This window comes from Chryseobacterium rhizosphaerae, from assembly GCF_003385455.1.
GTDB classification, from domain to species: Bacteria; Bacteroidota; Bacteroidia; order Flavobacteriales; family Weeksellaceae; genus Chryseobacterium; species Chryseobacterium rhizosphaerae.
On sequence record NZ_QNUF01000004.1, the window covers coordinates 136,306 to 149,613 of the forward strand.

Below are 13,308 nucleotides of genomic sequence, written 5' to 3' on the forward strand. Positions count from 1 at the left end.
AGGTTACTTTGTTGCTTTATAAATTGTGGCTATACCTAAACTTAGTTTTTTATATTCTACTTTCTTAAATCCCGTATCTAAAAGAATTTGCTTCATCTTCTCCCCGAAAGGAAAAGCATTTACAGAATCCGGAAGGTATGTGTATGCCCTATTATCTTTGGAAACCATTCTGCCAATGGCAGGTAATATATTTTTAAAATAAAACATATACAGTGGTCCCATCAACCCCTCAACCTTTGAAAACTCCAGTATATAAACACTTTTGTTATCCTTAACTACTCTTCTTAACTCTGCTAAACCTTTGGTAAGATTTTCAAAATTCCTTACTCCAAATGCAACGGAAACAGCATCAAATCTATTGTCCTCGAAAGGTAAATTTTCTGCATCTCCTTTTTGCATGGAAATTTTGCCGTCTAATTTAAGTTTTTTTATTTTAATAACGCCAACATTCAGCATTTGTTGTGATAAATCTAAACCAACTACTTTTGAGCCGGTTCCTTTTTCGATGGTAATAGCCAGATCTCCCGTTCCTGTAGCCACATCCAGCACTTCCTGCGGGTTATCATTTTTCATCCATTTTACCAGTTTATTTCTCCATAAAACATCAATTTTCATGGATAAAACACGGTTTAAAAGGTCGTACTTCGGTGCAATATTGTCGAACATATCCTCTACCTGGCTCTTCTTAGTAGCCTCTGAATTGTAGGGAGTAACTTTGGTGATATCTTTTGTCAAAACTTAAAACTTGTAATATTCTTTATAATAATTTAGGTAATCCTGCTTTCTGAAGATTTTGGATCTTGATTCCACTTTCTGGATATTTTTGATCACTTTATCGTAATCTTCATCCACATTGTAATAAAAATCTTCAGTGTAAAGCTTATTGAAGCGCTTTGCTCCTCCGAAATAATCTTTTCCGTCAATTTTAGTCTTATCAAGCGCTAAAAGTAACGAATCTTTTTTAAGGTTATATCCGTAGTACTGATCGTTAACATAATAATCCTGGTGGGAAATGTTAATCAAACCACGAAGTTTGTTTACTTCAAATGCTGAATCGTAAAGCATTTTTTTATTCTGATCGAAAACCTGAATAGAGTTTTTTCCCTTATTCAAATCCACATGCACATACTGCCCCGCTGAGATGATTCCTTCAGAACCGTTATTGATTTTAAAGTAATACGTATTGGGGGTAGGATTATCTACAACATAATAATTCTTCTTAGCTAAAAAAAGGAAGTAGATCCCAAAGGCAACGATAAACGCCACAGCTGCAATGAGTAAGCCTTTTAAGGACGGATTGTTTTTCATAGATTGTAAAGTACAATTTTTGCAAATTTAATAATATTTTTAATTCTCCGTTATTAATATTAATTATTAACTTTGCATCTTTAAAAAAATCATATAAACGAATGCCGAATACGATCATTATTGGCTCTGGATCTTACATTCCGAACAGAGTTATTGGTAGAGATTACTTCATGAATTCTGAGTTCTACACAGAGGATGGGGTAAAGATAGAAAAGCCTGTGGAAGAAACTATTGCGAAGTTTGTAGAAATTACAGAAATAGAAAACAGGAGATTCATTGAGGACGGTCTTTCCAATTCACAGATCGGTTATGAAGCCGCAAAAATTGCCCTTGAAGACGCAAAAGTAGACGGCGAAGAACTGGATTATATTATTTACGCGAGCAATTTTGGAGAGGTTACCGAGAATGGATATGCTGATTTCATGCCTACTATGGCTGCAAGAGTAAAGAATAAACTAGGCATAAAAAACAGAAAATGCGTAACATACGATATGCTTTTCGGGTGCCCGGGATGGGTAGAAGCAATGATTTTAGCAGATAATTTAATTAAAGCTAAAGTTGCAAAAACCATTTTAGTAATCGGAGGAGAAACCCTAAGCCGTGTTACAGATCCACACGACAGAAACAGAATGATCTTCGCTGACGGTGCCGGAGCAGTCGTGGTAAAAGCTACCGATAACGAAAATGTAGGAATTATTGCCCACAATACAATCTGTGACAATGGCCCTGAATTAAATTATCTTGAGAATGCACCCTCTATCAACAAAGAAGTAGATCAAAGACGTCTTTATGTAAGAATGCTGGGAAGAAAAATCTACGAGTACGCTCTTAAAAATGTACCTGTTGCGATTAAAGATACAATTACAGATGCAGGACTTTCTATTGAAGATATAGATAAAATCCTTATCCACCAGGCCAATGCCAAAATGGATTATGCTATGATTGAAAGACTTCACAGGCTTTATGACATCAAAGAATATGATCATTCGATCTCTCCAATGACAATTCAGGATTTTGGAAATACCTCTGTAGCAACCATTCCAACCATGTATGATTTAATAATTAAAGGAAAAATGGATGGTCAATCGTTTAAAGAGAATGGGAATGTTGTGATGACTTCGGTAGGTGCCGGAATGAACATCAATGCTCTCGTTTACAGATTTCCTTAAAAGATAATTTTTAACATAAAAATATAAAAAGCACAAAGGAAGTCTTCTTTTGTGCTTTTTTTGAAAACAGACTTATGCAAAAGAACTTTTTAATCATTGCCGGAATTTTCCTGTTTCTGGAAATTTACATCTATCAGGCCATAAGAACTCTGACCGATAATTTTTGGTTACGAACTGGATATTGGGTAATATCGTTACTTATTTATGGAGTTTTCGCTTATGAAGTAACTCATTATCAGAGATCGGACCGCAGTACGATAAGACCTCAAATTATGATTTCATTATTTTTGATATTTATCTTTCCGAAAATTTTCGTGGTTTTATTTTTATTAATTGATGATTTATTCAGAATAGGGGGCTACTTTGTAAATATGATAGGCTCTAAGGAAACATTCTTCCCGGAAAGAAGGAAATTTCTGAGTCTTGTAGGTCTGGGAATGGGAGGTGTTCTCTCAGCCCTTTTCATAGATGGAATTACTTTTGGCAAGTATCGCCATACCGTAAGAAGAGTTAAGGTAAAGTTCGCCAATCTTCCAAAGAGCTTCAAAGGATATAAGATCATTCAGATTTCTGATGTTCATAGCGGAAGTTTCTCTGATCCGGACAAATTGAAGCATGCAGTAGATCTTATCAATGAACAGAAGCCCGATTTGGTTTTATTCACAGGAGACATGGTGAATAATGTAGCTGATGAATTCAAACCTTTCATTCCTCTTTTTTCAAAAATAAAGGCTAAAGACGGCAAGTTTGCAGTCCTTGGAAACCATGATTACGGTGATTACGTAAGCTGGACTTCTCCGGATGCCAAAAAGAAAAATCTTGATACGCTGATCGACTATGAGAAGCAGGCAGGTTTTGATATGCTGAGAAATGAAAACAGGGTTATTGAAAAAAACGGAGAAAAATTGTACATCCTGGGCGTTGAAAACTGGGGACTGAAACCATTTCCACAGTTCGGAAAGATCGATGACGCTTTAAAAGGAGTTCCGGAATCCGCTACAAAGATTTTAATGAGCCATGACCCTACCCATTTTGATTATGTGGTAAAAAAACACCCCGCAGACATCCACCTGACCCTTTCAGGACATACACATGGGATGCAGTTTGGGTTGGATCTAAAGAATATAAAATGGTCACCGGTTCAGTACCGTTATCCAAAATGGGCAGATTTATATGAAAGTGAAGGTAAATTCCTGTATGTCAACAGGGGCTTTGGAGTGCTTGGATATCCGGGAAGAGTGGGCGTACTGCCTGAGATCACTCTTTTTGAATTGAGTTAGTGGGAATGAAGTGAGAGAGCTGGAGCGTTTGAGAGCAAAAAAGGTTTGAGCATGCAGAAGCAGCGTTCGAAGCTCAAAGTTTAGAGTAAGAGAAATCAAATGGAAAAAGGATTCCTAACCTCTATTACCTAACCTCCACTACCTATCATCTGCAACCTGCAACCTAAAAAATATAATCTTTCATACGGGAAACGGCAAGTTCTTTCTCGTTGATAAAAGTAAGGAGGGCATCTAATTTGTCCTCCATTTTTTTGCCCGAAAACAAGCTTCTGTAAAAGGGAATATCAAAACGGTATTTTTTAAAATCTGTAAACTGCCACGAGTTCAGATAAATCAGTACAAACTCTTCATTCTGCAGGGTCTCTAAAACCATATTCTGATAATACTTCATGGGTAGAATCTGAAATACAAAATCATTGTATGGGAGCTGACTGTAGGGAGAGATGCTTTCCGGGATAATACTTAAGCCATCCTCTTCTGTAATTTCCGTATCTCTTTTGAGACGTTTGAAAGGGAAAAGTATATCTGCATTATCGATATTGGAGACATAATTAAACTCCAATAATTTCAAATTTTCCTGAGGTACTTTTACCTCCTTCTGACGAATTCCTCTGATCTGTTTTTCCAAAAGATCCTGAATTTCTTTCTTGGCATTTTCAATTTCTGTAAGGTTGGAGTCTTTATTATAAAAAGCAATTTCATGCCCTTTGGATGAAATTGCTTTTATAAGATTCTGCAGTTTTCCGGAGAGAGAAACCTCTACAAAAAAACTGGCTTTAATATCATGAATATCTAAAATTCTAAGAATTGCTTTGGTGTTATCTTCTGTGATTTTCAGTCTTTCTTCATCGGTAATTTGAAACCCTTCTTTTGGGTCAGCATCAATATTTACCATGTTAAAAGTTAATAATATCATTTAAATTAAATTTTATATAAAAGTTATAATATATTAAAAATCAGAAGTTAAAGCAATTTTTAATTAAAGTATTACTTTACATTATTAATCCTTAGCTAATTTTACTTTCAGATTCTTGATCATGTCTTTTGACATTTCAGAAATTCCGAAATCATACGTCAGCCCCCAGTCTTTTTTAGCCACTGAATCATCAATTGAAACCGGCCATGAATCTGCAATTGCCTGTCTGAAATCGGGTTGATAATCGATGGTAAAATCCGGAATTTCTTTTGCAATTTCCTCCGCCAATTCTTTTGGAGTAAATGACATTCCACCCAAGTTATAAGAAGAACGAACCGTCAGACTTTCTTTTGGAGCTTCCATTAATTTTAGTGTGGCGTTGATCGCATCATCCATATACAACATCGGCATTCCGGTGTTCTCAGAAATGAAGCTTGTATACTTCCTCTCCTCTATTGCCTTATAGAAAATCTCAACAGCATAATCTGTTGTTCCTCCACCTGCAGGAGTCTTCCAGGAAATTAATCCGGGATACCTGATGCTTCTTACATCCACCCCATATTTATCAAAATAATACTCACACCATTTCTCTCCCGCCATTTTAGAAATCCCATAAACTGTAGTTGGATTCAAAACAACATCCTGCGCTACATTCTCTTTTGGAATTCCTTTTCCAAACACAGCGATAGAACTTGGCCAGAAGATCTTTTTAAGAAGCCCCTCCTTTGCCATTTCACAAAAATGCAGCAGAGGTTCCAAATTCAGTTTCCATGCAAAAATAGGCTGCTTTTCTGAAGTTCCGGATAAAAGCGAAGCCAGGTGATACACTGTAGTGATATCATAATCTTTCACTACCTGTCTCACCAATTGCGTATTGGTAACATCCATTCTTTCATAGTGTCCCGCAGCGGTAATTCCTTCTTGCCATCTGTCCAGTCCTGAAGCAACTACATTTTCTGCTCCGTGGATTTCAACAAGTCTATTCGTCAGTTCGGTGCCGATTTGTCCCAAAGCACCCGTAATCAGTATTCTTTCCGTATAGGATTCCATTTTTAGATTTTTTTTAGAATGGTACAAAAGTAAAAAAAACATGTTAACCATAATAAAAAAGGTGTATTTAAAAATACACCCATGGATTGTTATAGAAAATTATTTATATACTGAACTCAGGATAAGGCATTTCTATATTATAATTAAGAAAGGAAGCGGTTATTAAGAATATAAAAAAAATGACTGAAACTTATTTCATTAGCTTTTAAACATTTACAGATCAGCAGCATCAACCAGTAACTTCTAGCCCTTTTCCCTCTGCCTCTTCTAAATAGACGCAACTGGTTTTAGAATATAGCGGTTCACCCGACCAACTTGAATCCAGAATATCCGAACCATGAATATCTCCCACTCTATTGGTTTTGGATACCGTTGCGGCTAATTCAGAATTCAAAGTAACCTTTTCGGAGATTTCCAACCTGTGAGAAATTACACCTTCTATACCTTTGACCTGGGTATCAACAGCAGGGACAAAACCATCAGTTATGGATTTTTAAGAATAGATACCAAATAAGCTAAACCAAATGCCAGGTCAGGTGAAAAAATTAAAAATACATTTCATGAGACCAGCATCGGCAATGATTTACAAAAAAACTATATTTTTGTTATAAAGAAAATCATATGAAGAAGTTTTTAATTGTTTCGGTCCTGTTAGCAAGTCCATTAAGCTGGGCCCAGTTTACAGATATCAGTATCGTAAAAGAAGTACAGGTAAAAAAGAAGGGTGTAGTAGTCTCTGCTCATCCTTTAGCCAGTGAAGCAGGGGCAAAAATTCTAAAAATGGGAGGAAACGCCTATGATGCTATTACGGCGACACAGTATGCATTGGCAGTTGTATACCCTCAGGCAGGAAATATCGGTGGTGGTGGATTTTTGGTGGGCGTAAAAAATAATGGTGAAAAATTCACATTAGATTATAGGGAAACGGCTCCCAAAAAAGCTTCCCGGGATATGTATCTCGATAAAAAAGGTAAAGCAGATACTGATCTGTCTCAAAACGGAAGACTTGCAGTGGGTATTCCGGGGAGTGTAGCTGGTTTTTTCGCTACCTTAAAGTATTGTAAACTTCCTATGGAAAAAATCATACAACCTGCCATTGATCTGGCAGAACAAGGTTTTACCATTACAGAAAAGGAAGCCGATATGCTGAATAACAATAAAGAGAAATTTCAAAAGCATAACAAGTCCTCTATTATTTTTGTAAAAGACACTCCCTGGAAAGCCGGTGATATTTTAGTGCAGAAAGAATTGGCAGAGACTTTAAAGCTTATCCAAAAATTAGGGGCAAAAGGTTTTTATGAAGGAAAAACAGCGGATCTTTTGGTGGCTGAAATGAAAAGAGGTAATGGAATCATTACTCTGGAAGATCTTAGAAGTTATAAAGTTGCAGAAAGAAAAGCTTTAGAATTTGAATATAAGGGAAATAATGTAGTATCCATGCCTTTACCCTCAAGTGGAGGTTTACTGCTGGCTCAGATGTTGAGAATGGCGAGTTTTGAAAATCTTGAAAAATACCAGCAGAATTCTACAAAAGCTGTTCAGATTATGACTGAGGCTGAAAGAAGGGCTTTTGCAGATAGGGCTGAGTATATGGGTGATCCTGATTTCATCCAGGATAAAACGGCTTATCTGATCTCTGATGCCTATTTAAAAGAAAGATGGAAAAGTTTCAGTTTTGATAAAGCCACACCTAGTGCTGAAGTGGGTAAAATTATAGAACAACCGAAAGAGTCTACCCAGACTACCCATATTTCTGTACTGGACAAAGACGGAAATGCAGCTTCTGTAACCACTACCCTTAACGGATATTACGGAAGCAAAGTACTGGTTTCAGGGGCAGGATTCTTCCTCAATAATGAAATGGACGATTTCTCCATCAAGCCAGGTGTACCCAATATGTTTGGAGCTGTAGGCGGAGAAGCCAATGCCATCCAGTCTAATAAAAGAATGCTTTCTTCTATGACACCTACTATTTTGCTGAAGAACGGAAAACCTTATATGGTGGTGGGAACGCCTGGAGGAACAACCATTCCTACTTCCGTATATCAATCTATTGTCAACGTTGTTGATTTTAAATTAAACGCCAATATGTCCGTGAATTCACCCAAGTTTCATCACCAGTGGCTTCCGGAAGTTATAACAGTGGAAAATAACTTTCCTGAAAGCACTATTTCCGAGCTGAAAAGCAAGAATTATGTTATTGAAAAAATAAAACAAATCGGAAAAACAGAAATGATTGTTCTTGATGACAATGGTAGTATTCACGCTGTAGCAGATGGCCGTGGCGACGACTCTGTTGCTACTGAATAATTAAAAATAACTTTACTCACATAAAAAATCCTGTTTTAATTATTTTAAAGCAGGATTTTTTATTGAAACTTTACAATACAATCCTTTATTTACCAGAGGTCGGCACATAAAGACAAATACTCCCCTCACTACGTGATATCCTGTATTTTTTTTAAAACTTTAATGATATTCATCATGTTTTTGGAAAAAATTCATAATTTCGCCCTTCTAAAACCACTTCTATTGAAAGCAAAACAATTTTATCAGCAGCTTTATTTTCAGGTTATTATAGCCATTATTGCAGGTATTCTTCTCGGAAGATATTATCCTGAGCTGGGAGAAAAAATGAAACCATTAGGCGATGGTTTTATTAAGCTGGTAAAAATGATTATTGCTCCGGTTATTTTCATTACCCTGACCCTGGGAATTGCGCATATGACCGATCTTAAAAAAGTAGGGAGAATTGCAATAAAGGCAATGATCTATTTTTTTACGTTCTCAACTTTAGCACTCATCATTGGGCTAATAGTGGGTAACCTTTTACAGCCCGGTCATGGTTTAAACATTGATCCGGCTACCCTTTCAGGAGATATTTCACAATATAAAGAAAGAGCTCATGATTCTACACTTACCAGTTTCATCATGAATATCATTCCGGATACTCTTTTCAGTCCTTTAGTGGGTGATAATATACTTCAGGTTCTCCTTGTGGCAATTTTAATGGGTGTTGCTTTGGTACTGACTAAAGAAAAAAGTAAGAAAGTAACTGATTTTCTTCAGGATTTGTCTACTCCTGTTTTTAAGATTGTCCATATGCTTATGAAGCTTGCCCCTATCGGAGCCTTTGGTGCTATGGCTTTTACGATTGGAAAATATGGACTTCATTCTGTGTTGAACCTTATTTTCCTGGTAGCCACATTCTATATCACATCTATTCTTTTTGTGGTCATTGTTTTGGGCGCTGTTGCATGGTACAATGGGTTTAGCATTTTCAAACTCTTGTATTATCTTAAAGAAGAGCTTCTTCTTGTATTAGGTACAAGCTCTTCCGAATCGGCTCTTCCGGGTCTTATGGAAAAACTTGAAAAAGCAGGCTGTTCAAAAGCTATTGTAGGTTTAGTAGTTCCCACCGGTTATTCTTTTAACCTGGACGGAACCAATATTTATATGACATTGGCTTCACTTTTTATAGCTCAGGCATTGAACATCCATCTTCCTCTTGAAAAACAGCTCATGCTTCTGCTGATCGCCATGTTGAGTTCTAAAGGTGCTGCCGGAGTTACAGGTGCCGGATTTGTTACACTGGCTGCTACATTGGCCGTAGTTCCTGAAGTTCCTTTAGCCGGAATGACATTAATTTTGGGAATAGACAAATTCATGAGTGAATGCAGAGCATTAACCAATGTTATAGGAAACTCTGTGGCTACAGTAGTTGTTGCTAACTGGGAAAAGCAGCTTGATAAAAAACAGCTACAATACTGCCTCGATCATCCACAGGAAATTGAGAAAAAACTTGAAGTCTGAACAGGTCTTTACACCAGGATATTAAGGCTTGCAGGCTGTACTTTAACATGGATGGGTGATTCTATTTTATTAAACTCACCATCAAGATGCCAGTTTTTGGTATTCACCTCGAATGAAATTTCAGAAACCGGAAGATAGGTAACATATTCATCGTCCTTTAGTCTTTTGGTAAACATTCTGAAAGCAAACAATGCAGAATAGGTCAGAGGAAATTTCTTCACCAAAACCATATCAACCAAACCGTCGCTTTTACTTGCTTTTGGAGCAATATAGGCATTATTACCAAACTGACGGGTATTGGCAATATTCAGCATAAGATATCTGCCATTGTACTGCTGATACTCTTCGCCAAAAAATTTCACTTTGATTGGTTTATAATTGAAGAATGTTTTCAGGGAAACTTTAATATAATTTTTGAATCCACGGCTTGTTTTCTCAAACTCTTTAACCACTTTTCCATCAAAACCTGTTCCTGAAACATTGATAGAAAGCCTGTCATTAACCGTAAATGTATCGATTTTTCTGGATTGCTTTGCTTTTATTTTCTCTAAAAGTCCATCCAGATTTTTACTGAAGCGCGTTTCATTGGAGAATCCATTTCCGGAGCCTGCCGGAAAAATAGCCAGGATCTTATCTGTAGAAATAAGATTTTTAGCTACGGTAGAAATAGTTCCATCCCCCCCAATTGCCACAAAAATATCGATATGATCAAAATGAGTTTTAATAAACTCATCTGTTCCCGGAATAGATTCAGAGACGTAATACAAAGGATTTCCAACCTTTGCTTTAAGTTCATTCAGAAACGGCTGATAATTTTTTTTGGCCGAAAAAGGGTTGATGATAAAAGCTACTTTTTCCATTACCGCAAAAATAAACAATGCTTCCTGAACCGGAAGCATTTATTTATTTAATTTTCATTCTTTCTTTAAATTCTGCATTCAATGTCACGCCTAATTCTTCCCAAGAGATAGGAATGGTGATATCTCCTGCTGCAAAAGCGGCAATTTCGTACGGGCTGTAATGAAAATAAAGGTTTTTCTGATCAAAATAGAAATTATTGTTCGCCGGAATTTTTTCCACCAGCAGCATTTCGGAATTTTTAACTTCTCCTTCAGCATCTGATGTTCCACTATTAATATTATTGATATTCTTCATCAGAATAGCTTCAATTTTAGCCTTTGGCATTGAGGTGATGTCCTTTAGCTCAAGTTTTTTATTCTTCTTAAGATCAAAAACCCTTTCAGCAAATCCGTAATTATCATGAGCCCCGCCCTCATAACCGCTTCCTACATACTGAATATGCATATATCCATTGGTATTGGATATGAGATTCATGTAAGAGCTGGTATACCAATCCTGAGCATAGGTGATATCTGAAAGCCAGTCTTTATTGTCATTTTTTACAGAAGAGAAATATCCTATTTTCTCATTTTCCAAATAAGTCTGAAGCCCGGTTTTGGAAAAATCTTTAATATCTTTATTCTGGAAATAAATACTGTCTAATAAGGTTTTATCTTTCAATTCCGGGAAGACCAGCAATTTTGAAGTATATTTTACCTTTAAAGAGTCTGTGATTTTTGTAGAATCACTCACTTTAACAGAATCTACTATCAGTTTTCCGGATTCTTTGTAGTCTGACTTTTCGGCAGCCGGTCCTGTTGATTCATTTTTCTTACAGGCCGTAAAAACAAAGAATGAAGATAGTGCCAAAACAGTAATCGTATTTTTCATAATTAATTTTTTGATACTAATACAAAAACCATTCAAAAGCTGAATGGTTTTAAAAAAATATTATCGATAGTGTTGATACACATTAAAAATCAAATACTTATGATTTCTTCACTAAACTAATCACCTGATTTTCATGTTTTGAGGCAACTCCCCAAATTTGCTTGAAAGCCGGGTAATATTCTTTTGGATAATCCGGACTGGCTACTTTAGTGGTAGCTGTTACCTCCAGCTTATTCCCTTTTTGTTCCACTACATAGCTGTATTCTATTTCTTTATCCTCTGTAACAATTTTCTTAGTTTGAGGAATCTCTTCAATAGTATATCCTTGAGGGATTTCCAGGATAACTTTTTTCACTTTTGTAGAACCCGATCCAAAATCTATAGGATGTTTCCGAGCTTCCGTCTGATCAAAATCGTTAGAATTCCTATTCAAAAACAGCATGGGGTTGATAATTATTTTTTTACCTACCCGGTCTACCATATCTGTAGATTCGAATTTCATGGTACTCTCAAATTCCCCGTTCTCTAATACTTTTGAATCAATTCCAGTAAAATCTACAGAAAAATTTTCTTTATACTGTTTTTTATATTTATCGGGATTCTCATCATAAGCATCCTTAACATACATAGCAAAAGTCCCGGTATCTTTATCAGAATACGTCCCGGAAACACTTCCATCCTCGTTAATTTTAGCATCCACAGTAAGATAGGTATTACTTAATTTATTGTTGACCATCTGAATCTGTACAATTTTATCATTCGTCATCAGAATACCATACTGATTCCAATCTCTTAAAGGAAGCTGATCCACAGAAGACTGTTTTGAAGTTGCATCATAAATATGAAGCCCTCCTGCTGTTTCAATAGCAGCCAATACAAAGTTCATATTTGATATATTGGGTGATATTAAATTTACCCATCCGTTATCAACAGTAGAAATTACAAGTGGATCCGCTTTAATTCCAGCTTCACGAAGAAGCATTACCAGATAAAGATTAATTTCTGCAGCATTCCCGGTTTTAGTATCTAAAAGTTTTTTAATTCCATCTTCAGTATAAACTCCTTTCTCTTTATTCCAGGTAAAGTTTTTTTGAACATGTTTAAATATTGCATTCGCTTTATCAAGATCACTGCTCTTCATTTCTGAAATCCCAGCCGGCATATTATCTTTGGCAAGCTTTGATTTTTTCAGCTCGCTTCCAAAATAACTATTTTCATAAAGTCTTTTTCTGATTTGCTCCCATGAAGAAGAGTAGAGTTTAAGCTCACGGAAATTCGTAGAGTTAAGTTCAGTACTCACTTTTGTACGGAAATTCCTGCTGTTTCTTACAAATTTTTCATTTTTAAAGCCTTTTACATTTTCAAAACCAAATCTATAGGTTTTATATTGAGCTCCGTACAATGTTCGGGGCTCTACTTCTCTGTATTTTGGCGCTAGATCACCCGTATAGTTGATATTATAGTCTATAGTATAAGGTGTATCCAAAACGTATTCTGTATACAGTGAAGGAGTATCAGATTCAATTAGTATTTCAGGAATAGCAAACAAACCCGGAGATAGTATTTCATATTGATACTCTAAGATTGATCCATCTTTGACATTTGGAAAGGCAAATTTGTTTACTGTCACAGATTTGCTTTCTTTACTTTTATATTTAGAGCTATTCTCCACTTTTACAGGAACCACCTTTCCATTCTCCAGATTATAGGTTAATGCCTTCATTTTATACAAGGACTCTTCCTGGTCTTTACCACCGCCATAGCTATAAATAGGAACCTCAAGATTTAACCATTCCTCAGCTTTGTCTTTGTTATAAATTTTTACCCTATAAAAAAATTTCTTGTGTAGCAGACCTGTGCTTGTATCAATCATGAAGTGAACAGATCTGTATAAAATTTCAGCAGGTGCATTTTCGTCTAATAAAGATTTTGTCTTTGATAAATCTGCATCATTAAATTTCGGAGCGTTTAAAAACTCATGTTTTTGAGCTAAAACCACAATATTAGCTGAACAAACAATCAGCAGTATGATTTTCTTCAT

11 protein-coding genes are annotated in these 13,308 nt (G+C 36.0%); 4 read left to right on the forward strand and 7 right to left on the reverse strand.

Going from position 1 to position 13,308, the window contains the following annotated elements; all coding sequences use genetic code 11:
• Positions 1–3: 3 nt before the first annotated feature.
• Together ubiE and DRF57_RS04945 are read right to left on the reverse strand one after the other, a co-directional pair.
• A complete protein-coding gene (gene ubiE / locus DRF57_RS04940; RefSeq protein WP_047485460.1) occupies positions 4–735 on the reverse strand; it encodes a bifunctional demethylmenaquinone methyltransferase/2-methoxy-6-polyprenyl-1,4-benzoquinol methylase UbiE in 732 nt (243 codons plus the stop codon).
• Positions 736–738: 3 nt separating this feature from the next.
• Positions 739–1,308, reverse strand: coding sequence for a hypothetical protein (locus tag DRF57_RS04945; protein WP_084086025.1), 570 nt, complete (start codon positions 1,306–1,308; stop codon positions 739–741).
• Between the two features lie 101 nt (positions 1,309–1,409).
• Here DRF57_RS04945 and DRF57_RS04950 point away from each other — a divergent pair, with 101 nt between their 5' ends.
• Both DRF57_RS04950 and DRF57_RS04955 read left to right on the forward strand, forming a co-directional pair.
• On the forward strand, positions 1,410–2,477 hold the full coding sequence (locus DRF57_RS04950; RefSeq protein WP_084086026.1) for a 3-oxoacyl-ACP synthase III family protein: 1,068 nt from the start codon (positions 1,410–1,412) through the stop codon (positions 2,475–2,477).
• A 74-nt stretch (positions 2,478–2,551) separates the two neighbouring features.
• Positions 2,552–3,757, forward strand: a complete 1,206-nt coding sequence (locus DRF57_RS04955) for a metallophosphoesterase (protein WP_115917199.1) — start codon at positions 2,552–2,554, stop codon at positions 3,755–3,757.
• A gap of 163 nt (positions 3,758–3,920) precedes the next feature.
• Here DRF57_RS04955 and DRF57_RS04960 read toward each other — a convergent pair whose 3' ends face one another.
• Positions 3,921–4,673, reverse strand: coding sequence for a polysaccharide deacetylase family protein (locus DRF57_RS04960; RefSeq protein ID WP_115917201.1), 753 nt, complete (start codon positions 4,671–4,673; stop codon positions 3,921–3,923).
• A gap of 84 nt (positions 4,674–4,757) precedes the next feature.
• Positions 4,758–5,723 carry an NAD-dependent epimerase/dehydratase family protein gene (locus DRF57_RS04965; RefSeq protein WP_115917321.1) on the reverse strand — a complete coding sequence of 322 codons (966 nt, stop codon included), beginning with the start codon at positions 5,721–5,723 and terminating at the stop codon, positions 4,758–4,760.
• Positions 5,724–6,344: 621 nt separating this feature from the next.
• On the opposite strand from DRF57_RS04965, the gene ggt reads away from it, so the two are divergent.
• A complete protein-coding gene (gene ggt, locus DRF57_RS04975; RefSeq protein WP_115917205.1) occupies positions 6,345–8,033 on the forward strand; it encodes a gamma-glutamyltransferase in 1,689 nt (562 codons plus the stop codon).
• 222 nt (positions 8,034–8,255) lie between these two features.
• On the forward strand, positions 8,256–9,536 hold the full coding sequence (locus DRF57_RS04980; protein ID WP_084086302.1) for a dicarboxylate/amino acid:cation symporter: 1,281 nt from the start codon (positions 8,256–8,258) through the stop codon (positions 9,534–9,536).
• A gap of 8 nt (positions 9,537–9,544) precedes the next feature.
• Here the strand turns inward: DRF57_RS04980 and DRF57_RS04985 are convergent, their stop codons facing one another.
• From DRF57_RS04985 to DRF57_RS04995, 3 genes are all read right to left on the reverse strand, one after another.
• Entirely contained in the window at positions 9,545–10,435 is an 891-nt protein-coding gene (locus tag DRF57_RS04985) for a diacylglycerol/lipid kinase family protein (protein WP_373866349.1), read from the reverse strand.
• 4 nt (positions 10,436–10,439) lie between these two features.
• Complete coding sequence (locus tag DRF57_RS04990; protein ID WP_115917207.1) at positions 10,440–11,267, reverse strand: RsiV family protein; 828 nt, start codon at positions 11,265–11,267, stop codon at positions 10,440–10,442.
• A gap of 97 nt (positions 11,268–11,364) precedes the next feature.
• Positions 11,365–13,308, reverse strand: coding sequence for a transglutaminase-like domain-containing protein (locus DRF57_RS04995; RefSeq protein ID WP_115917209.1), 1,944 nt, complete (start codon positions 13,306–13,308; stop codon positions 11,365–11,367).